Consider the following 23,308-nt stretch of genomic DNA (forward strand, 5'->3'; position numbering starts at 1 on the left):
TTTTACTGATATCACTTTAACCGTAAATTTGATCAAAATTTAAACTTATGAAAAAGATAACCTTACTTACGATTATAGCCTTTAGTGCTTTTAGCATCTCGGCTATAGCTCAAAAATCAACAAAAAAAAGTGCCAAAAAAGTACTATTTGTTGTAACCAGCAACGATAAACTGGGGAATACCGGAGAGAAAACCGGATTTTGGTCAGAAGAATTTGCTGCACCTTATTATGAATTATTAGATCAAGGGGTCGAGATTACGATTGCTTCACCTTTAGGAGGTCAGCCACCAATTGATCCTAAAAGTGCCGATCCGGCATCGGCAACTGCAGACACTAAACGTTTTGATGCCGATAAAACTTTACAGGAAAAATTAAAACACACGCACAAACTTTCAACCATCAACCAAAAAGATTATGATGCTGTTTTTTATCCAGGAGGTCATGGACCGCTTTGGGACTTGGTAGAAGACAAAAACTCGATTGCTTTAATCGAATCTTTCTATACCCATAAAAAACCAGTTGCTTTTGTTTGTCACGCTCCTGCAGTTTTAAAAAACGTAAAAGTTAAAGGCGAATTTTTAGTAAAAGGCAAAAAAGTAACCGGTTTCACAAATGCCGAAGAAGAAGCTGTGGGCTTAACCAAAGTAGTACCGTTCTTATTGGAAGATGCTTTGACAAAAAATGGAGCTACCTTTTCGAAAGCAGCCAACTGGCAACCGTATGCTGTGGAAGATGGCCTTTTAATCACCGGACAAAACCCTGCTTCATCTAAATTAGTAGCCGGAAAATTATTACAACAGTTAAAGTAAGAAAGGGGCTGAGGGACTAAGGTTCTTAGGTACTTAACAAAAAAACTTAGAACCTTAGTACCTCAGAAACTCAGAAACTTAAAAATACAACAATTAAAACAACAAAGATCCTAAGGTTATGAATTACTAAGATGATAAGCAAAAAAACTTAGTACCTCAGCACCTTAGCATCTTAGAAACTCTAAAAAAATGCTAAACTTTGAATTATACAATCCGACGAATTTAATCTTCGGAAAAGGACAAATTGAAAAACTTTCTACTTTGGTTCCTAAAGATGCCAAAATCTTGCTGGCCTATGGTAGTGGAAGTATTTTTAAAAATGGAATTCACGAACAAGTCATCAATAACTTAAAAGGTTATGATATTGTAGAATTTGGCGGAATCGAACCCAATCCGCATTTCGAAACTTTAATGAAAGCGGTTGCTGTTATAAAAGCTGAAAAAATTGATTTCATCTTAGCTGTCGGCGGTGGTTCTGTAATCGACGGTGTGAAATTCATTTCAGCAGCTGTGAATTTCGACGGAGATCCGATTGATATTTTGCAAAAGCGTTTGCTTATTAAAGAAAACGCTCTGCCTTTTGGAACTGTTTTGACTTTACCTGCAACGGGAAGCGAAATGAATTCAGGAGCTGTTGTTACCATCGAAGCAACACAGGAAAAACTGGCTTTTGGCGGAAGTGCCCTTTTTCCTAAATTTTCAATTTGTGACCCAACTGTAATTGCCTCATTACCAAAAAGACAATTACAAAATGGTGTTGTGGATGCGTATACACACGTAATGGAGCAATACCTGACCTACCCGCATGAAGGATATTTGCAAGACCGAATTGCCGAAGGAATCTTGCAAACCTTAATTGAAGTTGGTCCAAAAGTAGTCGAAAATCCAACCGACTATGCTTTGGCTTCTAATTTTATGTGGAGCTGTACAATGGCTTTAAACGGACTAATTCAAAAAGGAGTTCCTTCAGACTGGGCCACACATATGATTGGTCATGAATTAACAGCTTTATACGGAATTGATCATGCCAGAACGTTGGCGATTATCGGACCAAGTTTGTACCAAATAATGTTTGATACCAAAAAAGAAAAGCTGGCACAGTACGGCAGGAGAATTTTCAACTTAGCGGGTTCTGACGATGAAGTTGCAAAAGAAGCAATCGATAAAACCGTTGACTTTTTCCATACTATGGGAATGGACACTAAACTCTCACAATACACTGACGATTACAGCAAAACAGCCGATTTTATCGTAAATCGTTTTAACGAAAGAGGCTGGAAAGGTCTTGGAGAAAAACAATTGATTACGCTGGAAAAAGTAAAATCGATTGTTGAAATGAGCTACTAAAACATAAGTCCCAAATAAAAAAATCCAAATTCCAATTTTAAGCTCATTTGGAATTTTACAAAAAAGGCGTTCTCACTTTCGAGGAACGCCTTTTTACAATACTAAAACAAAATTAACTAACTCAATTCTTGCTAAATTCATTAAATTCTAATTTATAAATAGTTACAACGTATTGATTGTCTTTTTATTGTGCATACCGAAAAATATTTACTTTTTAAATTTAAAACCTTCTGTAAACCATTGCATTTAATGGTGGTTTCTAAATTTCTTAAATGAGATTTTGTATTATTACTACATTATTAAGTACTTTTGCTTTAAATTATTAAAATAATGAGCGAAAATTTAAAATTTGCAGTAATTGGAGGAGGAAGCTGGGCAACAGCAATTGCAAAGATGTTATGTGTAAATCTTTCAGAAATTGCTTGGTACATGCGTAACGATGCTGCTATCGAGCACATTCAGAAATACAAACACAATCCAAACTACTTAAGTTCGGTTGAATTTGACACTACAAAACTTAAACTGACCAACAATATTAATGAAGCTGTCGCTTATGCCGACTATGTGATTTTTGCTATTCCATCTGCCTTTTTAGATGGAGAATTAAAAAACTTAACGGTTTCACTGGCAGACAAAATCATCTTTTCGGCAATTAAAGGAATTGTTCCTGAAACGAGTTTGATCGTTGGAGAACATTTTCACATTCAATACGACATTCCATACTACAACATTGGTGTAATTACAGGCCCTTGTCATGCCGAAGAGGTAGCACTAGAAAGACTTTCGTACTTAACAATCGCTTGTGGTGATCCTGATAAAGCACATGTTGTCGCTAAACATTTATCCGGTAATTACATTAAAGCCAAAATTTCTGATGATATTATTGGTACCGAATATGCAGCAATGCTTAAAAACATTTATGCTATTGCAGCAGGAATTGCACACGGTTTAGGTTATGGAGACAACTTTCAATCGGTTATGATGAGTAACGGAATTCGCGAGATGAAAAAGTTTATCCGAAAAGTTCACAAAATGAAACGTAACATTAATGATTCAGCTTATTTAGGTGACTTATTGGTTACAGGTTATTCTGTGTTCTCGCGAAACAGAATGTTCGGAAACATGATTGGTAAAGGCTATACAGTAAAAAGTGCCATGATGGAAATGAGTATGGTGGCCGAAGGTTATTATGCCACTAAAAGCGCTTATAAACTAAATCAGGGCTATGGTGCAAAAACACCAATTATCGATGCTGTTTACGCTGTTTTATACGAAGGAAAAGATGCCAAATCGGTTTTCAAAAAATTAACAGAGTCTTTGGATTAGTTTTCTTTTTAGAGAAGTGAGATTATAGAATATAGAGAATAGAATATAGAGAATAGAGGCAAGAAGCAAGAATATAGAGCAAAGACTATAGAGTGTGAACTTGTTTTGCCACATAAAAAAAAGAGTCAGGATAGAACTAAAATTCATCTTGACTCTTTTCTTTTATTTTAACATATAGTCTAAACTCTTACTTCTAGGTTCTATATTCTATAATCTATATTCTATAATCTTGCTTCTTGCTTCTTGCTTCTTGCCTCTACAAATCTCCGCTCAACCTACTTCACCATAACTCCTTCAACAAACAAAATAGGCACTTCCTCCGTATCATTTTCGTTGATTAGGTTTGATTTAAAAGTAAATTTCTTGTCGTACAAAGTATTTCCAATAAAGAACGTCACCATAAATTCGTTGTTCAACACCAGTAAGCTCTTTTCTACCATTTCGATTTTCACAACCGAAACTGCAGGAACCTCAACAAATGCATGACGTAAAACGGACGTTTTTTTCATCTCTCCATCGATTGTTCCAAATGCTTTTGAAACGACCATCACGCTGTCCAGGTTAAAATCACTGTCGTTTACCAGGTAAGCGTACCATACTTTTTCCATAAAGTCATCGCTCCACTCTTGTACTGCTGCAAGAAATACGTTTTCTACTTCCGGTATTGTTATGTCTTTTTTCATAATCTTAGTAATTCGTAAAATATAAATAGTGATTAGAAAGAAGACTTCTCACTAATCACTATTTACTAATAACTTTATTTTTAAATATTGGCCTTAAACTGCTCTAAGAAACGAACATCATTCTCGTAAAACATACGAATATCGCCAATTTGATACAGTAACATCGCGATACGCTCTACTCCCATTCCGAAAGCAAAACCGTTGAATTCGTCAGGATTGATGTCGCAATTTTTAAGAACATTTGGATCTACCATTCCACAACCTCCAATTTCCAGCCATCCTGTTCCTTTAGTGATACGGTAATCGGTTTCGGTTTTTAGACCCCAATAAATATCAATTTCGGCACTTGGTTCTGTAAACGGAAAGTAGGACGGACGTAAACGAATCTTAGATTTTCCGAACATTTCTTTCGTAAAATAAAGCAAGGTTTGTTTCAAATCAGCAAATGAAACATCTTTGTCAATGTACAAACCTTCTACCTGATGAAAAATACAGTGTGAACGTGACGAAATCGCTTCGTTACGAAATACACGTCCCGGAGAAATTGTGCGAATCGGCGGTTTATGATTTTCCATATAACGCACCTGAACAGATGATGTATGTGTACGCAACAGCACATCCGGATTCGTCTGAATGAAAAAAGTATCCTGCATATCACGTGCCGGATGATATTCCGGTAAGTTCAAAGCGGTAAAGTTATGCCAGTCGTCTTCGATTTCCGGACCTTCAGAAACATTGAAACCAATGTTCGCAAAAATATCAATAATCTGATTTTTAACGATTGAAATCGGGTGACGTGAACCAATAATTACCGGTTCAGCCGCACGTGTTAAATCGCCAAAAACTCCTTTTACCTCTTGTTTGCTTTCCAACTCTTCCTGAATAACTCTTACTTTTTCTTCGGCAACCGATTTCAAAGTATTTATTACCTGTCCAAAATCTTTTTTCTGGTCGTTTGGAATGTTTTTGAACTCTGTAAAAAGCTCTTTCAACAAACCTTTACTTCCTAAATACTTAATACGGAATTGCTCTAAAGATTCTTTATTTTTATCATTAAAAGCCTTAGCTTCCTCTATATGTTCTTTTATCTTGTCTATCATTTTCATTCAGTTCTTGAGAATACAAATTTAAGTATTTTGTTTTAAGTTTAAAGTTTAATATCCAAAGTTTCCTTTACAACTACAAAACGGAATCTTAAAGCAGTAATACAACTCGTTAAATCTGTAAAAATTGTCTATTTCGAAGGAGTTTAAATTATTTTATCTGGCTTAGTTTTTCATCTACTTCTTTAACACTTTCATGCCAATAATCTAACCGTTCCTGATTGATAGCAATTTCCTTTTGGCCTTCAGGTCCAATTTTGCTGCGCCAAAAGTCCATCTCTTTCAGATACGTTTTTTTCATCTTTTCAAAATACTCTATTAATTTTTCTTTTGAATTAGGAATATAACCAGGCCCGCCGCAACCACAGGAATGAAAGGTAATGCCAACAGAATACAAACTCTTAATATGTTCCCATTTCTTTAAATCATCCTTTTTGGGCGATTCAAAATCCAGTCCCATGTCTGCCATCAGCTCGCTGCATTGCGGACATTTGGCTTCAAAATCGGATTTTTCTCCTTCTTTTATATCGCTCATCAATCTTCTTTTAAATGTCTTTCGACAATTAAAGCAGGCATAATGAGGTTTAATAGGTTGTCATTGCATATCTACACATTTCTTTCGCAGTTTAGGGACTAAGTCGCAGTTTAATTAAAACTGAAAACTGCGACTGAAAACTAAAACCTATTTAATAAGTTCTCTTTCTAAAAAATAATTTACAATGGCTTCTTTCATTAAAACCGATTGTTCTCCCGCTTTCAACGACGGTAACTCTTCTTTTACTTTATAATGTGGCCATCCGTCGGCATCAAAAAAGTCAAATTCATAAAACCCGTATGGTTCTAATAATCGACAAATGGCGATGTGCATCAGGTTTAATTTTTCATCTTTTTTGAATTCACGATGTACTTTCCCGAGTTCCTGAACTCCAATTAAATAAATTATGGCATCTAAATCTAAGTCTTCGCCTTGCGAAAATTGATTAGACAGTATATCGACGAGCTTTTCCCATCGCTCTTTTAGTTGTGTATCTCTGGACATTGTATGATTTTAGATTGTTGATTTTAGATCTTAGATTGTTGAAAAATTCAATTCTGAAGGGGACAGAATTACAATCCTAACTCTAAATTTTGAGTTGCAAAGATACACAGTTCAATACATTGCACCTAAAAAAATTAAACACACAGAAAAAGAGAGCTCCAAAAAACGGCTGAAGCTTTGCCACTCTGAACCTCCGAACCTAAAAAAGTATATCTTTGCGCTTTTTTAAACACACCAAAATATGAGTTTTTTTGATATAATTGTGGCCGCTCTTTTAGCTTTTAGTTTATATAAAGGAATTAAAAACGGGCTTTTTGTTGAAGTTGCTTCTTTCATTTCTTTATTGTTGGGAATTTATATCGCCATTAAATTCTCTTCTTTTATGAAAGAACTTATCATGAAACACGTTTCATGGAATCCGAATACGATACAAATTACTGCTTTCATTCTGACTTTTATTTTAGTCGTTATAGGTGTTTATTTCTTAGCTAAGATTCTTACCGGAATTGCCGATTTTGCTTTTCTGGGATGGGCCAATAAATTGGGCGGAGGCTTTTTCAGAATTTTAAAAACCATTCTGATCATGAGTATTTTTATTGCTCTTTTTGAGAAAATCAATTTCAATAATACTTTTGCTAAAAAAGAAACATTAGATCATTCCATTTTTTACAATCCGGTTAAAAAAGTAGCAGCTTTCGTTTATCCTTCTGTCGAAAAATGGTACGAGGAATTCAAAGATATTCATGCCGAAACGGCTAAAGAAACTTCTAAAGAAGAGTAATATCCCTATAATTATATCTTACTGATTTAAAAAATAGTAATCTTTACGAAACACCACGACCTCAGTTAATTGAACAAAAAAAATTATCTTGCCTGATATTTCCAACAACCGATTTAATTTATAATCAAAACCTGTATGTTGTATTTAACCGGCATTATAATCACCTTTTTTCTGGTTGTTGTACTGGCAAGCAAAAGGAACAAAACCGAGGCCGACAAGATTCTGGCACTCTGGCTGTTTTTTACCGGCTTTCATTTATTCCTGTTCTATCTTCATTACAAAAATGATTATAGCGACTTCCCTTTTTTACTGGGATTAGAGCTTCCAATGCCTTTAGTTCAGGGACCTTTTTTATTTTTATATACTTCGGCTTTAACGAACCAAAATCGCTATAAAAAGTTTAATCTTTTACATTTTATTCCTTTTCTAGCTGCCATTCTGGTATTGACACCTTTTTATAATTTGTCTTTCGACGAAAAAGTAACTGTTTTCAAAAATGAAGGAAAGGGATACGAGACCCTGATCACTGTTTTGTATGCCGCAATACTCCTTTCCGGAATTGTTTATGCTTTACTTTCCTTGCAGAAACTCGTAAAACACCGCAAGAACATCAACAATCAATTTTCGTTTACCGAAAAAATCAACCTGACCTGGCTGCGCTATTTAATTATCGGATCCAGCATCATCTGGATCGTGGTCATTTTCTCTGACGATCAGTATATTTTTTCGGTTGTCGTTTTTTATTTGATTTTTATTGGGTATTTCGGTGTCAAACAAGTTGGGATTTTTACAAACCAACCCTTTTCCGAAAACAACCTAACTACGACTTCAGTAGCAGAAAAAACCACTGTTGCCCATCAATCTGAAAAAATTAAATACGAAAAATCAGGCCTTACCACTACAGAACTTCAAACCATTCATCAGAAGCTGACTCAGATTATGCACGATGAAAAACTCTACAAAAATGCCGATTTAACTTTAACCGAGCTGGCCCAGAGGACAAGCGTTCATCCAAATACACTTTCGCAGGTCATCAATTCGGTCGAACAGAAAAATTTTTACGATTACGTCAACTCCCAACGTGTTGAGGAATTTAAAAAAGCAATCCGTTTGCCTGAAAATCAAAAATTTACCTTCCTATCTGTCGCATTAGAATGTGGCTTTAATTCGAAAACGGCTTTCAACCGAAATTTCAAAAAAGAAACCGGACTTTCTCCTTCTGAATATTTAAAAAAACTTTCATTTGAAACCTGTCGGGTTTGAATTTATAATTCAAAAATCAATTCTCCTAAACACATAGAAACATAGTTTTTGTAAACTCAGAAAAGGCATTTCATTTGTTTCAAACAAACATAGCTATGTGCGAAAACTTGTTTTTTGACCTCCTTTATTTTAAGATAAAAATCTATGTCCCTATGTGTTAAAAAATGAGCTCATTCCTTAATCCCTGAAATAACTTCAATTTTAAACCTAATAGTTTTTAAAAACCTGTCAGATTTTTAAGTTATAAACTGGAACCACCTTACAAGTTGGGGCGACCAGCATAGTACCACAGTACATCTTTGCAGAAATTTAAACCAATTTATGCAATGAAAACCAAAGTACTTTACTCAGCCGTAATCGCTGTTTCAATTTTCTTTTTTATTGGATGCGAAAATGAAAATGACATTCAGGGCCTTGGAAATTTAGTTCCCAAAACTGTCGATCAGGATGCCTCTATCCCTTCTATTTTTGTAAACGGAACGCAGCTGCACGCTGAAACTTTCGGAAATCCCAACAACCCAATGCTCGTTTTCCTCCATGGCGGGCCCGGCTCAGACTATAGAAGCGCCTTGGATGTAAAACAACTCGCCAATGAAGGCTATTATGTGATCTTCTACGATCAAAGAGGCTCCGGATTATCCAAAAGACATGACAAAAACACGTACTCAATTCAACTCGTACTCGATGATCTTACCGAAGTCATAAAATATTACCGAAAAACCAATGCTCAAAAAATATTTCTCTTTGGGCATTCCTGGGGCGCCATGCTCGCCGCAGCTTATGTAAACAAATATCCCACTACTATTAGTGGTGTTATTCTGGCAGAACCGGGAGGTTTAAACAAAAAACTATTAGACGATTATGGCGAAATGAGCCGGAAAATAAAATTATTCTCCGAAGCCACCAGTAACTTACTGTATGTCGATCAGTTTTTGACCGGGAAAGAAAACCAACATGAAATTCTCGACTACAAATTCGGCATTTCTACGAGTTTCTCTTATGCAAAAGGCAACAAAGAAGGTATTCCGGGACCTTCACCATTTTGGAGGATCGGAACAACGGTCTTAGAAAGCTTTACCGATATCGCCGAAAATGATGGCTTTGACTTTACGACAAACCTAAGTCAGTATAAAACCAAAGTTCTCTTTTTGTACGGTGAGTTCAATCAATCGTACGGTTTGTCTTTTGCTCAAAAAGAAGCAGCTTTTTTTCCGAATGCTGCCATAGTCGAAGTAAAAGAAGCCGGACATGAGATGATTTACTTCAATTGGAAAAATGTACATCCCTTAGTGTTGAACTATTTAAATGCTCTAAAATAACCAAACGATGAAAACAATACTAGTAATAATCACCTTTATTCTTTCTCTTTTCTTAACCAAAACCTATTCTCAAACTATAAACTGGGAAAATCTTAAAGAGAATCAAAAACACATTCTAAATATAAATGCCGGCTGGGAACATAGTTTTATTTACGGACTTGCTTACGGTTACCATCTCAAAACCAAACTGCCAATTGTAATCGAAGCATCTTTTTCCTTACCATCAGGTGAAACAATACCGGATGATTTTAAAAGTAAAATTGGTGGACAACTAAATCTCTACCAACTGAATCATTTCCGTTTTAATGCAGCCATTCACGGAATTTATCGCCGATACGAAAATCCGTTAGTCACCTTACAAAACTTTGGCGCCGATGCAACTGCGATTATTGGATATTATAAACCAAAATGGTTTGCCTCCGGAGAATTTGGTTTTGACAAAGCGATTGTTACTCATTTTAAAAATTCGGCAGTTTATAAAGAAGTCTACCCCCACGTAAAAAATGGTTGGTATGAACCGTCAACCGGAGGCAATTTCAACTATGGCATACAAGCCGGATATTCCTTTCGCCGAAGTGACCTTACTTTACGACTGGGAAAAGTAATTACCCAGGATTTTAAAACAGAACCTCTGATTCCATTATACTTTCAACTGGGTTATAATTTAAAATTAGAATGATTTAGTTAATTACACTAAACCCGACAGGTTTCAAAATACCTGTCGGGTTCTATTTCTCCTCTCTTTTTAGAGAAAATCACAGTATATTTTAACATTTTAAAAGCCATTTTAAAATTCCGTATTCAACTATCGAAGATCAACATTCCAGAATCCAAAACTTTGCGCTATCTTTGCGGCTTAATAACATGCTCTAAGGCAATTGCTACAGTGCAAATTTATACCCGGAAATTACTTAAACTCGTTTAGAGAATTGACATATTAAAATGAAGAAGATACGTAACTTTTGCATTATTGCACACATTGACCACGGTAAAAGTACACTGGCAGACCGCTTATTGGGCGCTACACAAACCGTTACAGCTCGTGAAGAAAAAGCACAATTGCTTGACAACATGGACCTGGAACGTGAGCGTGGAATCACCATTAAGAGTCACGCCATTCAAATGGAATACACTTATAAAGGCGAGGAATATATATTAAATTTAATTGACACTCCCGGTCACGTTGACTTTTCATACGAAGTTTCACGATCTATTGCGGCCTGCGAAGGTGCTCTTTTGATCGTTGATGCGGCTCAAAGTATTCAGGCACAAACTATTTCTAATTTATATCTGGCTTTAGAGAATGATCTTGAGATTATTCCGGTTTTGAATAAAGTAGATTTACCTAGTGCCAATCCTGAAGAAGTAAGCGATGATATTATCGATTTATTAGGATGTAAATTAGAAGATATTATTCATGCTTCTGGAAAAACCGGTTTTGGTGTAGAGAATATCTTAGCAGCTATTATTGAAAAAATCCCGGCTCCAAAAGGAAATGTTGATGAACCATTGCAGGCATTGATCTTTGATTCACATTACAACCCGTTTCGTGGAATAGAAGTTATCTTCAGAGTAATGAATGGAGAAATCAAAAAAGGGCAGAAAATTAAATTCATGGCTACCGGCAATGAATATTTTGCCGATGAAGTGGGAACTTTAAAATTAAATCAGGTTCCAAAAAATGTAATTTCTACCGGTGATGTTGGTTATTTAATTTCAGGAATTAAAGAAGCCAAAGAGGTAAAAGTGGGAGATACTCTTACAGATGCCAAAACACCAACAACCAATATGATTACAGGTTTCGAGGATGTAAAACCAATGGTTTTCGCCGGAATTTATCCTGTTGATACCGAAGATTATGAAGATTTGCGTTCTTCTATGGAGAAATTGCAATTAAACGATGCTTCGTTAGTCTTTACTCCGGAAAGCTCTGCCGCTTTAGGATTTGGTTTCCGTTGCGGATTCTTAGGAATGCTTCACATGGAAATTATCCAGGAACGTTTAGAGCGTGAGTTCGATATGACGGTTATTACTACTGTACCTAACGTTTCGTATTTGGCGTATACCAAAAAAGATCCCGAAACTGCATTTGTTGTAAACAATCCTTCAGACTTGCCTGAACCTTCTCGTTTAGACCGTGTTGAAGAACCTTTTATAAAAGCAACCATCATTACAAAAGCCGATTTCGTTGGAAACGTAATGAGCTTGTGTATCGAAAAACGTGGTCAGATTACCAATCAAACGTATTTGACAACAGAACGTGTTGAGCTGAATTTTGACATGCCATTGGCCGAAATTGTATTCGATTTTTACGATCGTTTGAAAACAGTTTCTAAAGGTTACGCTTCTTTTGACTACTCTCCTATTGGAATGAGAACTTCAAAACTGGTAAAACTGGATGTTCTTTTGAACGCTCAGACGGTTGATGCACTTTCTGCTTTGATTCACGAAGACAACGCTTACAACATCGGTAAAAAAATGACCGAGAAATTACGCGAGCTGATTCCAAGACAACAATTCGACATTCCGATTCAGGCAGCGATTGGTGCGAAAATTATCGCTCGTGAAACGATTAAAGCACTTCGTAAAGACGTTACCGCAAAATGTTACGGTGGAGATATCTCTCGTAAACGTAAGCTTCTTGAAAAACAGAAAAAAGGTAAGAAACGTATGCGTCAAGTAGGAAACGTTGAGATTCCACAAGAGGCGTTTATGGCTGTTTTGAAATTGAACGACTAGATTTTTTTATTTTAGAAAAAAGAATAAAGAGGAAAGAATATAGATTAAACCCGATGACTTATGTTGTCGGGTTTTTATTTTTATGCTGATGGCTGTGTAAAAGACCAGCCTGCCACGATTAAGTCGCGAACTACCTCATTTCTTTCTGCTCCATCTTCCAGAGTGTAAATATCATGACTTACCACAAAAGATTCTGTCATTTTTTTTGATCCATAAATTCCTCCAAAAATCATTGCAAAAATTCCTGCCACTACAACAAACGGATTAAGCAGCATGAAGTTATAAACCAAAAGAGAAATTACCAGCACAATACTAATTCCTGTTATTAACTGTGACTTCGAAGTTGATTTTTCATGAATTGCTTTACAAGAAGAGCATCTTGGAATTCCAATTAAAATTTTAGAATATTTAACCGATCGGTATACGACAATATTAGTCCTGTCCGCTTCTACAAAAAGGGGTACAAAATAGCAGTCATTCATACTTTTCATATAATCTTGCTCGCAATAAGTACACTTGGTTTCATTAGGTTCGAATCTTTTTTCATATTCGTTAAAGAAGTAATTTTCTATCATATATATAATTTTATTCTTGGTCTGACGGCATTAATAATGAAAGAAGGTATTTTATTAATAATCCTGGCCCAAAAGAAAACAGCAGAGGAATTAGAATTTCTATACTAAAATAAGAATTTCTGCCTTTAAGGTAGAAAGCACAGAAAATTGGCATAAGAAAAGCACCAATTCCATAACCTGTCATTGCAGGAATTGGATTTTCAGGAGAGCTCCAGTAGCCGCACATACAGGCCGCAACAACCGAAACTAATATCATTAATCCATTGTTGCCTCCCAATATTCCAATTAAGGCTGAAATAATAATGACCGCCGCAAAAGATATTTTATCTCTTTCTTTGGCTTTCTCTGCTTCTTTAGCTTCAATAAACAAATCATCTTTGTGGCTTTTCAGTAGATTGTCTAATATTTTTTTTACTTGGTCTGGTTCGTAACCCTGATCAATTAAATTAAAAAATTCCAATTCTCTCTTAAAAGTTCCTGCTTTTAATTTATTCTTTAAATCTAAAGTCTGCTGGTAGGTAAATTCTTTTTCCATTTTGTTTTTTTAGGCCGGAATAAATGTAAAAAAATCTGAACAAATAAAAAGACTTTTATTCATTTGGCTCCAAACTTCTTTTCGAAATTACAAAACTGCCGTGCGCCTCTACAAGATTCAGCTTGTGGAAACACAAAATAAAAAAAATGGATTGTCTGCAAAACCGTTCTTAACACAATTTCGAAATAGAATTTCGAAACAGATATCAAAAAATAAAATTAAAATTAATTGACATTGCGGATAATTTTTAATCCATAAATCTGTCCTAATTTGGAACACATTTATTATTTCTTTAAACTCTGAACCTTTGTATCTTTGAACCTTTGCAACTTTACAAAAAACCTTTGAACCTAGAAAAAATGGACGAAACTCCAAAACGATTTGACCGAATTGTCGCCATCCTCATCCAATTACAATCCAAAAAAATTGTAAAAGCACAGGAATTGGCTGATCGTTTTGATTGTAGTTTACGAACAATCTATAGAGACATTCGAACGCTGGAAGCTTCGGGGGTTCCTATTTACAGTGAAGCCGGAGTTGGTTATGCTTTGATGGATGGTTACAGATTGCCTCCCGTTATGTTTACACGCGAAGAAGTAAGCAGTTTTATTGCCGCCGAAAAACTCATGCAAAAATTTACCGATCCATCTCTTGGAGCACATTATGCTTCGGCTATGTACAAACTGAAATCTGTTTTAAGAAGTACCGATAAAGACTGGCTCTCCAATATCGAATCGCGGGTTATAATGAACACTTCCGAACCGATGTTTAATGATAATTCGCCAAATACTTTAGCACTTCTGTTTGAAGGTATTGCGGAGAAAAAACAGCTTTTACTTTCGTACAAAACCTACGAAACCGATACGGCTACGCAAAGAAACATAGAACCTGTTGGGGTTTTTCACGATAACAACAACTGGTATTTTTTAGGATATTGTCATTTACGACAAGATTATCGTCAGTTTAGAACAGACAGAATTCAGGGTATTCGAAAAACAGATGCTGATTTTACGATCGAACACGATGCTTTAGAAACGTATATAAAGAAAACAGAAACGTGCCCAACAACAAAAGTCCGAATTTTAATTGACAAGAAAATCGCCCGTTATCTGAGCACCGAAAAAAAGTACCACGGATTCATTTCAGAAAAAGAAGTAGACGGAAAAATAGAAATGACTTTTATGTCACGTGATATCGAAAACTCATTTCCGCGATGGTTTCTAATGTATGGAGATTACGCTACGATTCTGGAACCTGAAAAACTCAAAACCTCAACGCTCGCATTACTGGAAATCAACCGAAAAAGACTGTTATAAAAAAAATACCTAAAGATGAAGTTCATCTTTAGGCTTTTTTCAAATCTAGTGTTTCTCTTTTACCACATTGTAAAAATTATAATCGGTATTCGAAGCGTCGGTAATACCAATATTTCTTCCGATAGTTACAATTTGACCTCTGTGATACGTTCCGTGATTCACCACCTGCAACAAGTAATCGCTAACAGGCAAATCACACTGAAACCATGGATTTTCGATTTTGATTGTTTTCAACAACTGTTCGTCTGATAATGATGTGATGAATGCCGCTAATTTTGCAGAGGTATTCAATAAACCTTCAAATACTTCATCCTTGTTTAAATCAGTACTCACTCTTCTTTCGGGCTGGGGAGTTTCAGTTATTACCGAAAACCAATATTCCTCAGTTTCCCAAATATGATTTAGCGTTTTAATAATGCTGGGGTAGCTTGAAAGAACTTCTTTATGTAGCAATTCATCTGTTTTTGCCGAAAGCCAATTCACAAATTGCTGATTTACCCACAAATTATAATCGGCATAATTGGTCATAATTTTTTTAAAACTCATACTGTTCGATTTAAATTTGAATAAAATAGATTGAAATTTATTTAGCACTTCTGGCTATAGTCCTCTCTCCCAAAAAAATGGAGGCTCGATATTTAAGGCTCTTAAATACACATAACCTTGTCCGCGGTGATGCACTTCGTTATCAATAAAATATAATACATTTTGAATTATAGGAAATTCGTACTGACCAAACAGATTAAAGGTTTCGCTAAAATCTTCGATCGACAATTGTTTCCAATATTCGTTAATTTCGACTGTTGCTTCATCCCATTTTTCCAGGTACTGTGCTTTAAAGATCAATTTTTCAGATGCTTCGGTATAAGGTTTGATCTCTTTATTTACAATTCCTTTTAATGCAGGAGCCGCGATAGCCAAAAGTTCGTCAGTCAACTGAGCGAAAGTTCGCATTCCTCCGATTGAAAATTCGAAAAAATCTTTCTCCGGAAATTTTTCAATAAGGTTACGTGTAAGCTTACGGTGTCCTTGCCAGTGGATCAATAAATCTTCAGGAGTAATTACTTGGGCTGCTAATGTTTTCATAGTTTTAAAGTTTTAATTATTTCTTACTTCAAAAGTATTGAGGGTCGGTGACAACAGTTTGTCAGCAGGAAATAAAAAAATAAAATATTTTTCATTTTCTCTTCTAAAGATACGTTTCTCTACAGATAAAGAAGGCGTTCAGAGAGAACATCTCCTTAAATTCGATAAAACCTTTGTACCTTTGCCCCTTACAAACTTTGGAACTTAAAAGAAAATGATCGAAGATAAAAATCCGCAACGTACCAGTATAGCACAATTAGGCGAGTTTGGCCTAATTGACCATTTAACCAAAAATTTTGATGTTACCCAGGAATCTACCCTGAAAAGTATAGGCGATGATGCCGCTGTTCTTGATTTTAAGGACAAAAAAGTAGTGGTCTCTACCGATTTATTAATTGAGGGAGTGCATTTTGATCTGGCGTATATGCCTTTAAAACATTTGGGATACAAATCGGTTGTTGTTAACCTGTCCGACATTTGTGCAATGAATGCAAAACCAACGCAAATAACGGTTTCTGTGGCGGTTTCTAACCGTTTCCCACTAGAAGCCTTAGAAGAATTATTTGAAGGGATTACGCATGCTGCAAAAGAGTATAAAGTAGATGTTATTGGTGGCGACACTACCTCATCACAAAAAGGACTAATTATTAGCATCACCGCAATTGGAGAAGCTAACAAAGAAGAAATTGTTTACCGAAATGGTGCCAAACAAACCGATTTACTTGTCGTTACCGGAGATATAGGAGCTGCATACATGGGATTGCAGGTATTGGAGCGTGAAAAACAGGTTTTCCAGGTGAATCCTAACAGCCAACCGGATCTGGATATGTACAGTTATTTGATCGAACGCCAGTTAAAACCCGAAGCCCGAAAAGATGTTCGTACCTTATTACACGCACTCGAGATTAAGCCTACGGCAATGATTGATATATCAGACGGATTATCTTCTGAAATTATGCACCTCTGCAAACAATCAAAAGTGGGTTGTAATTTATATGAAGATAAACTTCCACTGGACCCTCAATTCATTTCAACTTGCGAAGAATTCAATATCGATAGTACAACAGTGGCTATAAACGGCGGTGAAGATTATGAATTGCTATTTACGATCGACATCAATGATTTTGACAAAATAAAAGGAAACCCAAACTTCTCGATTATTGGTCACATGGCTGATGAAAGCGAAGGAGTACATCTTGTAACACGTGCCAATACAAAAATTGCTTTAAAAGCCCGTGGTTGGGATGCTTTGACGGAATAGTTTTTTAGTCGCGGTTTTCAGTCTCAGTTTCCAGTTAAAGTATTTAATAAACTGCTAACTAAAAACTGAGACTGAAAACTGAGACCGAGAACTGAGACTGAAGACTGAGACTGAGACTGAGAACTAAAATAAAAAAAATCCAAATTCCAGAAACATCACTGGAATTTGGATTTTTTTTATTTGTAATTTCCTTCTCTACAAAAGCCCTTTGCATTTTGCTTCTTTGACTAAGTCGTCATCAGAACCGCTTTTCACTTTAAGAAGTTCCTTAAGCCCCGCTTTACGCTTTTCGATAGCATTAACAGAAATTGGGATGTATTGCGGCATATCTTCCAAAGAAGTTCCTTTTGATAAATGAAACAAAATCTGCTTATCAAATTCATCAATTTCAATTGAATTATGAGTCGATTGATTGAGCATCTTTTGAACGGACTGGCTGTAATACTTATCACTTTTCATGACTTTATCAAACGCAAAAAGCAATTCATCAAAAGTAAGATCATTTTTAATGATTAAGCCATTAGGACTAATCGTTCTGATGATTGTTTTAATTTTTAATAACTCGGTATACATTGTAAGCAGAATTATTTTGCATCTTGGCATTTTCTTCAAAAGTAACTTCGCCAGATCTTCACCCGAAAAAATATCTTTCTCTTCATACGCCGGCATGCTGATATCTAAAAAAGCAACATCAAATTCCGGAGTCTGAGCATCTTCGATTAAGTCATATCCTGATTTGCAATCGTGGGCCTGTAAAATAAGAAACTCATATTGTTTAGGATTGTAGCGCGTGATCGCATTTTTATATCCTTCAATAATAAAAGGGTGATCGTCAACAATTAAAATATTTTTTTTAATTAATTGAGGAACCGGGGCGTTGGGGTCAATTGTCATTTATGCTGTAGGTTTATTTTTTGATCTATAGGAATTTTAACCATCAAAAGAGTTCCTTCTCCTTTCACTGATTTTAATGAGACCACACCTTTACATTCTGCGGCTCTGTATTGAATATTATGCAATCCTATTCCGTTTTTCGTTGTTCTGGTATTAAAACCAACTCCATCATCAGCAATTGACAAAATCAGATGATCGACTTCACTTTTAAAACTGACCGTAATCGTACTCGCCTCTGCATACTTATTGCAATTCTGAAGTGCTTCCTGAACAATTCTGTATAAATTAATCTTTACTGTATTACTCACCAGTTCCCATTTAATATTAGAATCAAAAGAGGTAATTAATTCTGAATCATAAGTGTTTCTTTGATCTTCAAACAATTTGTTTAAAATCGCGATAAAATTATTAATTAATTCCGATTTCTCTCTGTTTAAATCATGCGAAATCTCACGTATATCTTCTTCAATTTTTTTCAGTTCCTCAAGGTATTTTTTTCTCTTGGGAGCTGCCTCGGTCTCATCTACCTTATCTAAACTGTCAAGGCTGATTCTAATACCAAACATTCTTCCCAACACACCATCATGTAAATCCTGCGCTACTTTTTTCTTTTCTTTAATTCGGGTCTGTTCAATATCGTTTTGTTGCAGAATCATCAAATTATAGATGTCTTCGTTGGCAACTTGCTGTTGCTGCTTAAAAAGTAATTCTCTATGTCTTGCCTGCTGTGTTTTGTAAACATAGAAAAACAAACCAATTAGCGTGCAAATACTGAAGACGTAGATTAAGGTTTTATTTTTTTCTTGTAAGTTTGAATTTTGATCTTTTATTTCGTTGGTTTCATATTGAATCCTCGAGAATTTTTCTCCTATAATCCTCTCCTCTCTTACCAGTTTTTCATTTATTTCTATATACTCCTTTGAATATTTTGGAGCATTCTCAGGATCAACAATAGCAATTTGTTTAAGAGCGTCTAAAGTATTTCCTAATTTATTTGAAACCCGGGATAAGTTTAGAGCTTGTTTTGAAAATTGAAAAGCTCTCAAAGTATCTTTCTTAAACCCATAATATTCAGATAGATGTATTTTATTCAATATAATTCCCGAGGTAAGCTTTAAACTATCTCTAATTTTCAACGCCTCATAAAATTGTCCGGGAAGTTCATCAAATTCTTTTGACTTAAACTTAGCATAAGCCAGATTATCTAAAAGCATTGCATATAATGTTGCACTTTCTTCAAATAAATTCTTTTGCAACAAACCTTTCCTAAAATATGTCTTCGCCTTTTCGTAATCCTCCATACTTAGGTAAACAAAGCCTATGTTGTTTAGCGAAGTAGCTTTTAACTGTAAATCTGATGGAATTGATTTATCTTCTAAAATAGACAGTGCCTTATTGTGAAACATCAATGCTTTATCATATTCTGTCCGTTCATTATACAATACTCCTAAAAGATTGTAACAATCATAAAGTTGATTATTAACTTGTTTCTCCTTTTTTAAAATCTTAAGTGCTTTAAATACCATTATTTCACTTTCGAAATAATCTGCTTCACTAAACTGCAAATCTGCTTTGAGAAAAAATGTCTTGGCGAGGTTAAGCTCGTCGTTAATTCGCAAATATATTTTCTCTGCCGCAAAATAATTTAAAAAGGCACTATCTGAAATCGTTTGTGATCGATAATAATCTCCCAGATAGGTATAAACCTTAGCAATACTAGATGAATCTTTACTATCTATTGCTCGTTCCAGAATTAACTTTGATGTTTTTTTATAGGCTTTCCAATCGCTCATGTTATAATAACGATTAGCCACTTTAAACAGATTTACTCTATTAAGAGAGTCATTTTTTTGACCTACAATTATATCAAAAGCTTTTTGATTATAGCTTTGTTTATAATTCAGGGGCATATTAATATCACTAGCCAATGAAAAATAGATAGAGAGACTATCTGTTGAAGAATTTTCATCTTTATTTTTCTTTGTTTCATTCGTACATCCGAACAAGATAAGAGTTAAAAACAATAATATCCGAAAATGCTTTTTCAATGTGTATCTTTGATTTTTATCAAAAATACTAAAACTATAGACATAAAAAAAGGCTGTCTAAAAAGACAGCCTCTTAATTATTTATACTTTTATATACTTAATCCAATTTTATTGTAGTTCTTGTTGATTGACTAACAGCAGCAAAACTTTTTAATTGAATTTGTGCACTCAGAACATCTTGTTTTCTAGTACCTGTTCCTCCTGTTTTTTGTCCTCCACTACCATCAGTAGCGATACAATTTTTATTATTCAAGACTGTTGCAGGATTTACAAATGAAGTTGCTACCATTACTAAAGAAAATATTCCTAATACTAAAGCTGTTTTTTTCATGATCTGAGGGTATTAAATGTTTGATTTTTTGTTTTGGAGAATCATCGCTTTGTGCGAATCATGGTGTAAAACTAAGCCCACATTTAAAAAAAATTAATATGAAAAAACAGGTTTATGGTAAAACATACCCAATTACTAGTCAATGGGGGGCAAATCAATGTAATTGCTTAATTTTTAGACTTCTAAATAATTTCCTACAGCAAAATCGGCAATAATTAAATCAACATTTGATTTATAGGTTTTTGAAAATGGGATTTTTTTGGAAGAATTTCTAATATAGCAAGTTGAGTTTCCGCTATGAATCCTAGCAATATAATTCTGATTGATTATATAACTATTGTGAATCCGAATAAAAGGATGTGACAAAATACTTTCGAAATGTTTTAGTGTTTTAAAAGCCGTTATCATTTCGCCGGAATTCAAATAAATATCTGTCGAGTTGTTATCTGCCTGAAAGTAACTGATATCATTGGCATTGATGTACCGATAATCACCATACGATTTCACGCATAATATAAGTGGCTGCTCTGTATCTTTAACGGGTTTTGCAAACAACTCGCTCAATGGAGTACTGTCTTCTTCAATTGGATCAGAATCGTTTATAGGAAGTGTTTTTTCGAGTTTTAGAATAGTCTTCAATACATCAGACCGCAGGGCTGGCTTCAATATATAGCCAAAAACACCATACTGAATGGCCTCAAAAGCAAGTTCTTTCTTTGCCGTCGTAATAACTATCTTAGGGATAAGGAATAAGAAACGATGCAATTCATTTATAAAGGCCAGTGACAAATTACTGGATAAATCTTTGGGAGCAATTTCTAAAAAAACAAGGCAGGGCCGGTGTTCTAAAACCAAATTCAGACCCAATTGGTAATTCGCAGCCGATCCCGCGAAAGTCAATTCTGAAAAACCTTCTGCAATTGTTCTGGTTTTCAAAATACTTTCCACATCATCATCAATGATAATATACGAATACTTTTTCAATCTTACATTTTGTTGATTTTTCATGAACCCCCTACAACTACCCCTTTAGTTTCATCAATCTTTTTTAAAAGATTTTTATCTAGCAATTTATTCGCAATTAAAAATACGAATTTCGATTATTCTACTATTTCATTGTTAATATGTTACAAACAAATGTTAACACAAAAGGGTGAAATGCAGAAATAGTCGCCAAAATACACTATTTGACATTAAAAAAAACCCAAACTCCTTATGGAATTTGGGCTTTTATATTGAAGTATGACAAAAATTACATTTTCATCAACCAGTTTTTCATTGAAACTTCGTTTTCAATTATATCTTTCAATTCTGAAATCTTCACACGATCTTGTTTCATTGTATCTCTGTGACGAATCGTTACTGTTTCATCTTCGATGGTTTGATGATCTACCGTAATACAAAACGGCGTTCCAAGAGCATCCTGTCTTCTGTAACGACGACCTACTGCATCTTTTTCATCATAAGCTACATTGAAATCCCATTTTAAATCTTCTATGATTTTTTTAGAAATCTCTGGTAAACCATCTCTCTTAATTAAAGGCAATACAGCCGCTTTTGTTGGTGCCAAAACAGCCGGTAATTTCAACACTGTTCTTGTTGAACCGTCTTCCAGTACCTCTTCTTGTAATGAAGTTGCAAAAACAGCCAAAAACATACGATCTAAACCAACAGAAGTTTCTACTACATATGGCACATAGTTTTCGTTTAGTTCAGGGTCAAAATATTGTAATTTTCTTCCTGAATATTCTTCGTGTGCTTTTAAATCGAAATCTGTACGAGAGTGAATACCTTCCAATTCTTTGAATCCAAATGGGAAGTTAAACTCAATATCTGCGGCAGCATTTGCATAGTGCGCTAATTTTTCATGATCGTGAAAACGGTAATTATCTTTTCCTAATCCTAAAGACAGGTGCCAGTTTAAACGTGTGTTTTTCCAGTGTTCGTACCATTTCATTTCTTCACCAGGGCGTACAAAAAACTGCATTTCCATTTGTTCAAATTCACGCATACGGAAAATAAATTGTCTCGCAACAATTTCATTTCTAAATGCTTTACCCGTTTGAGCAATTCCAAAAGGAACTTTCATACGACCTGATTTTTGAACATTAAGGAAATTTACAAAAATACCTTGCGCTGTTTCCGGACGTAAATATAAATCCATTGCAGAATCTGCAGAAGCTCCTAATTTCGTTCCGAACATTAAGTTGAACTGACGAACTTCTGTCCAGTTTTTAGACCCTGTTTCAGGATCAGCAATTTCTAATTCTTCAATTAATGCTTTTACATCTTCTAAATCTCCATTGCCCAAAGAACGCCCCAGACGCTCTCTGATTTCTTTTTCTTTAGCCAGATATTCAATTACACGGGCATTTGTTGTAACAAATTCCTGCTCATTAAAAGCATCTCCAAAACGAGCGCTTGCTTTTTCAATTTCTTTTTTAGCTTTCAGATTAAGTTTTTCTGCATAATCTTCTACCAAAACATCGGCTCTGTATCTTTTCTTTGAATCTTTATTATCAATTAATGGGTCATTGAACGCATCAACGTGGCCTGAAGCTTTCCAGGTTGTTGGATGCATTAATATTGCAGCATCTAAACCAACAATATTTTCATTCATCTGAACCATTGATTTCCACCAATATTCACGAATATTCTTTTTTAACTCGACACCATTTTGTGCATAATCATACACTGCACTCAATCCATCGTATACTTCGCTTGACGGAAAAATAAATCCGTACTCTTTTGCGTGCGAAACCACATTCTTAAATATATCTTCTTGTTTTGCCATAGTGATGCAAAAATATAAAAAGTACGTTTAAAAAAAAGAAAAATAATAAAGTTTGAAGT

Annotated in this window: 23 protein-coding genes; 10 read left to right on the forward strand and 13 right to left on the reverse strand. The window is 35.0% G+C overall.

From position 1 onward, the window contains the following. Nucleotides 1-47: 47 nt before the first annotated feature. The 3 genes from OGZ34_RS03615 to OGZ34_RS03625 all read left to right on the forward strand — a co-directional run bounded on the left by OGZ34_RS03615 (nucleotide 48) and on the right by OGZ34_RS03625 (nucleotide 3,482). Nucleotides 48-809 (forward strand): type 1 glutamine amidotransferase domain-containing protein, encoded by a 762-nt coding sequence (locus tag OGZ34_RS03615; RefSeq protein ID WP_173965088.1) that lies wholly within the window; start codon nucleotides 48-50, stop codon nucleotides 807-809. A 189-nt stretch (nucleotides 810-998) separates the two neighbouring features. Then, nucleotides 999-2,156 (forward strand): iron-containing alcohol dehydrogenase, encoded by a 1,158-nt coding sequence (locus OGZ34_RS03620; protein WP_263362162.1) that lies wholly within the window; start codon nucleotides 999-1,001, stop codon nucleotides 2,154-2,156. Between the two features lie 330 nt (nucleotides 2,157-2,486). Further along, entirely contained in the window at nucleotides 2,487-3,482 is a 996-nt protein-coding gene (locus OGZ34_RS03625; RefSeq protein WP_173965090.1) for an NAD(P)H-dependent glycerol-3-phosphate dehydrogenase, read from the forward strand. A 275-nt stretch (nucleotides 3,483-3,757) separates the two neighbouring features. On the opposite strand, the gene OGZ34_RS03630 is transcribed toward OGZ34_RS03625, so the two are convergent. The 4 genes from OGZ34_RS03630 to OGZ34_RS03645 form a co-directional block, all read right to left on the reverse strand. Next, nucleotides 3,758-4,165: a hypothetical protein gene (locus OGZ34_RS03630; RefSeq protein ID WP_173965091.1), complete on the reverse strand. Its 408-nt coding sequence runs from the start codon at nucleotides 4,163-4,165 to the stop codon at nucleotides 3,758-3,760. An 80-nt stretch (nucleotides 4,166-4,245) separates the two neighbouring features. Next, nucleotides 4,246-5,265 (reverse strand): phenylalanine--tRNA ligase subunit alpha, encoded by a 1,020-nt coding sequence (locus OGZ34_RS03635; RefSeq protein WP_173965092.1) that lies wholly within the window; start codon nucleotides 5,263-5,265, stop codon nucleotides 4,246-4,248. Between the two features lie 154 nt (nucleotides 5,266-5,419). Beyond that, the gene (locus OGZ34_RS03640; RefSeq protein WP_263362163.1) at nucleotides 5,420-5,803 is read right to left on the reverse strand and encodes a hypothetical protein; all 384 of its coding nucleotides are present in this window, start codon (nucleotides 5,801-5,803) and stop codon (nucleotides 5,420-5,422) included. Between the two features lie 147 nt (nucleotides 5,804-5,950). Further along, nucleotides 5,951-6,307, reverse strand: coding sequence for a hypothetical protein (locus OGZ34_RS03645; protein WP_263362165.1), 357 nt, complete (start codon nucleotides 6,305-6,307; stop codon nucleotides 5,951-5,953). Between the two features lie 241 nt (nucleotides 6,308-6,548). Here OGZ34_RS03645 and OGZ34_RS03650 point away from each other — a divergent pair, with 241 nt between their 5' ends. The 5 genes from OGZ34_RS03650 (at nucleotide 6,549) to lepA (ending at nucleotide 12,409) form a co-directional block, all read left to right on the forward strand. Continuing rightward, nucleotides 6,549-7,088 (forward strand): CvpA family protein, encoded by a 540-nt coding sequence (locus tag OGZ34_RS03650; protein WP_173965094.1) that lies wholly within the window; start codon nucleotides 6,549-6,551, stop codon nucleotides 7,086-7,088. 135 nt (nucleotides 7,089-7,223) lie between these two features. Then, the gene (locus tag OGZ34_RS03655; RefSeq protein ID WP_263362166.1) at nucleotides 7,224-8,351 is read left to right on the forward strand and encodes a helix-turn-helix domain-containing protein; all 1,128 of its coding nucleotides are present in this window, start codon (nucleotides 7,224-7,226) and stop codon (nucleotides 8,349-8,351) included. Nucleotides 8,352-8,677: 326 nt separating this feature from the next. Beyond that, complete coding sequence (locus tag OGZ34_RS03660) at nucleotides 8,678-9,670, forward strand: alpha/beta fold hydrolase (protein ID WP_263362167.1); 993 nt, start codon at nucleotides 8,678-8,680, stop codon at nucleotides 9,668-9,670. Between the two features lie 7 nt (nucleotides 9,671-9,677). Further along, a complete protein-coding gene (locus OGZ34_RS03665; protein WP_263362168.1) occupies nucleotides 9,678-10,349 on the forward strand; it encodes a hypothetical protein in 672 nt (223 codons plus the stop codon). 263 nt (nucleotides 10,350-10,612) lie between these two features. Beyond that, a complete protein-coding gene (gene lepA, locus OGZ34_RS03670; RefSeq protein WP_173965098.1) occupies nucleotides 10,613-12,409 on the forward strand; it encodes a translation elongation factor 4 in 1,797 nt (598 codons plus the stop codon). Nucleotides 12,410-12,489: 80 nt separating this feature from the next. On the opposite strand, the gene OGZ34_RS03675 is transcribed toward lepA, so the two are convergent. Both OGZ34_RS03675 and OGZ34_RS03680 read right to left on the reverse strand, forming a co-directional pair. Further along, nucleotides 12,490-12,984, reverse strand: coding sequence for a hypothetical protein (locus tag OGZ34_RS03675; protein WP_263362169.1), 495 nt, complete (start codon nucleotides 12,982-12,984; stop codon nucleotides 12,490-12,492). 10 nt (nucleotides 12,985-12,994) lie between these two features. Beyond that, the gene (locus tag OGZ34_RS03680; protein WP_263362170.1) at nucleotides 12,995-13,519 is read right to left on the reverse strand and encodes a hypothetical protein; all 525 of its coding nucleotides are present in this window, start codon (nucleotides 13,517-13,519) and stop codon (nucleotides 12,995-12,997) included. A 359-nt stretch (nucleotides 13,520-13,878) separates the two neighbouring features. Between OGZ34_RS03680 and OGZ34_RS03685 the strand changes: the two genes are divergently transcribed. After that, the gene (locus OGZ34_RS03685) at nucleotides 13,879-14,835 is read left to right on the forward strand and encodes a helix-turn-helix transcriptional regulator (protein WP_263362171.1); all 957 of its coding nucleotides are present in this window, start codon (nucleotides 13,879-13,881) and stop codon (nucleotides 14,833-14,835) included. Nucleotides 14,836-14,880: 45 nt separating this feature from the next. Here OGZ34_RS03685 and OGZ34_RS03690 read toward each other — a convergent pair whose 3' ends face one another. Further along, nucleotides 14,881-15,381, reverse strand: a complete 501-nt coding sequence (locus OGZ34_RS03690; RefSeq protein WP_173965102.1) for a DinB family protein — start codon at nucleotides 15,379-15,381, stop codon at nucleotides 14,881-14,883. 54 nt (nucleotides 15,382-15,435) lie between these two features. Then, nucleotides 15,436-15,921, reverse strand: coding sequence for a DinB family protein (locus OGZ34_RS03695; protein WP_263362172.1), 486 nt, complete (start codon nucleotides 15,919-15,921; stop codon nucleotides 15,436-15,438). Between the two features lie 214 nt (nucleotides 15,922-16,135). Between OGZ34_RS03695 and thiL the strand changes: the two genes are divergently transcribed. Beyond that, the gene (gene thiL, locus OGZ34_RS03700) at nucleotides 16,136-17,182 is read left to right on the forward strand and encodes a thiamine-phosphate kinase (RefSeq protein ID WP_263362173.1); all 1,047 of its coding nucleotides are present in this window, start codon (nucleotides 16,136-16,138) and stop codon (nucleotides 17,180-17,182) included. 195 nt (nucleotides 17,183-17,377) lie between these two features. Here thiL and OGZ34_RS03705 read toward each other — a convergent pair whose 3' ends face one another. From OGZ34_RS03705 to OGZ34_RS03725, 5 genes are all read right to left on the reverse strand, one after another. Next, nucleotides 17,378-18,076: a response regulator gene (locus OGZ34_RS03705; protein ID WP_263362174.1), complete on the reverse strand. Its 699-nt coding sequence runs from the start codon at nucleotides 18,074-18,076 to the stop codon at nucleotides 17,378-17,380. Then, nucleotides 18,073-20,124, reverse strand: a complete 2,052-nt coding sequence (locus OGZ34_RS03710) for a tetratricopeptide repeat-containing sensor histidine kinase (RefSeq protein WP_263362175.1) — start codon at nucleotides 20,122-20,124, stop codon at nucleotides 18,073-18,075. The genes OGZ34_RS03705 and OGZ34_RS03710 overlap by 4 nt, the downstream gene beginning before the upstream one ends. 97 nt (nucleotides 20,125-20,221) lie before the next feature. Beyond that, nucleotides 20,222-20,455 (reverse strand): hypothetical protein, encoded by a 234-nt coding sequence (locus tag OGZ34_RS03715; RefSeq protein WP_173965107.1) that lies wholly within the window; start codon nucleotides 20,453-20,455, stop codon nucleotides 20,222-20,224. A gap of 174 nt (nucleotides 20,456-20,629) precedes the next feature. Beyond that, a complete protein-coding gene (locus tag OGZ34_RS03720; RefSeq protein WP_263362176.1) occupies nucleotides 20,630-21,463 on the reverse strand; it encodes a LytR/AlgR family response regulator transcription factor in 834 nt (277 codons plus the stop codon). A 244-nt stretch (nucleotides 21,464-21,707) separates the two neighbouring features. Further along, nucleotides 21,708-23,249, reverse strand: a complete 1,542-nt coding sequence (locus OGZ34_RS03725) for a glycine--tRNA ligase (RefSeq protein WP_263362177.1) — start codon at nucleotides 23,247-23,249, stop codon at nucleotides 21,708-21,710. Between the last annotated feature and the right edge of the window lie 59 nt (nucleotides 23,250-23,308).

The organism is Flavobacterium collinsii, assembly GCF_946903285.1.
In the GTDB taxonomy this organism is placed as follows: Bacteria; Bacteroidota; Bacteroidia; order Flavobacteriales; family Flavobacteriaceae; genus Flavobacterium; species Flavobacterium collinsii.

Excerpts from the sequence above, each read along its gene's own strand:
- OGZ34_RS03615 (WP_173965088.1), top strand. The coding sequence starts at position 48 with ATGAAAAAGATAACCTTACTTACGATTATAGCCTTTAGTGCTTTTAGC.
- OGZ34_RS03620 (WP_263362162.1), top strand. The coding sequence starts at position 999 with ATGCTAAACTTTGAATTATACAATCCGACGAATTTAATCTTCGGAAAA.
- OGZ34_RS03625 (WP_173965090.1), top strand. The coding sequence starts at position 2,487 with ATGAGCGAAAATTTAAAATTTGCAGTAATTGGAGGAGGAAGCTGGGCA.
- OGZ34_RS03630 (WP_173965091.1), bottom strand. The coding sequence starts at position 4,165 with ATGAAAAAAGACATAACAATACCGGAAGTAGAAAACGTATTTCTTGCA.
- OGZ34_RS03635 (WP_173965092.1), bottom strand. The coding sequence starts at position 5,265 with ATGATAGACAAGATAAAAGAACATATAGAGGAAGCTAAGGCTTTTAAT.
- OGZ34_RS03640 (WP_263362163.1), bottom strand. The coding sequence starts at position 5,803 with ATGAGCGATATAAAAGAAGGAGAAAAATCCGATTTTGAAGCCAAATGT.
- OGZ34_RS03645 (WP_263362165.1), bottom strand. The coding sequence starts at position 6,307 with ATGTCCAGAGATACACAACTAAAAGAGCGATGGGAAAAGCTCGTCGAT.
- OGZ34_RS03650 (WP_173965094.1), top strand. The coding sequence starts at position 6,549 with ATGAGTTTTTTTGATATAATTGTGGCCGCTCTTTTAGCTTTTAGTTTA.
- OGZ34_RS03655 (WP_263362166.1), top strand. The coding sequence starts at position 7,224 with ATGTTGTATTTAACCGGCATTATAATCACCTTTTTTCTGGTTGTTGTA.
- OGZ34_RS03660 (WP_263362167.1), top strand. The coding sequence starts at position 8,678 with ATGAAAACCAAAGTACTTTACTCAGCCGTAATCGCTGTTTCAATTTTC.
- OGZ34_RS03665 (WP_263362168.1), top strand. The coding sequence starts at position 9,678 with ATGAAAACAATACTAGTAATAATCACCTTTATTCTTTCTCTTTTCTTA.
- lepA (WP_173965098.1), top strand. The coding sequence starts at position 10,613 with ATGAAGAAGATACGTAACTTTTGCATTATTGCACACATTGACCACGGT.
- OGZ34_RS03675 (WP_263362169.1), bottom strand. The coding sequence starts at position 12,984 with ATGATAGAAAATTACTTCTTTAACGAATATGAAAAAAGATTCGAACCT.
- OGZ34_RS03680 (WP_263362170.1), bottom strand. The coding sequence starts at position 13,519 with ATGGAAAAAGAATTTACCTACCAGCAGACTTTAGATTTAAAGAATAAA.
- OGZ34_RS03685 (WP_263362171.1), top strand. The coding sequence starts at position 13,879 with ATGGACGAAACTCCAAAACGATTTGACCGAATTGTCGCCATCCTCATC.
- OGZ34_RS03690 (WP_173965102.1), bottom strand. The coding sequence starts at position 15,381 with ATGAGTTTTAAAAAAATTATGACCAATTATGCCGATTATAATTTGTGG.
- OGZ34_RS03695 (WP_263362172.1), bottom strand. The coding sequence starts at position 15,921 with ATGAAAACATTAGCAGCCCAAGTAATTACTCCTGAAGATTTATTGATC.
- thiL (WP_263362173.1), top strand. The coding sequence starts at position 16,136 with ATGATCGAAGATAAAAATCCGCAACGTACCAGTATAGCACAATTAGGC.
- OGZ34_RS03705 (WP_263362174.1), bottom strand. The coding sequence starts at position 18,076 with ATGACAATTGACCCCAACGCCCCGGTTCCTCAATTAATTAAAAAAAAT.
- OGZ34_RS03715 (WP_173965107.1), bottom strand. The coding sequence starts at position 20,455 with ATGAAAAAAACAGCTTTAGTATTAGGAATATTTTCTTTAGTAATGGTA.
- OGZ34_RS03720 (WP_263362176.1), bottom strand. The coding sequence starts at position 21,463 with ATGAAAAATCAACAAAATGTAAGATTGAAAAAGTATTCGTATATTATC.
- OGZ34_RS03725 (WP_263362177.1), bottom strand. The coding sequence starts at position 23,249 with ATGGCAAAACAAGAAGATATATTTAAGAATGTGGTTTCGCACGCAAAA.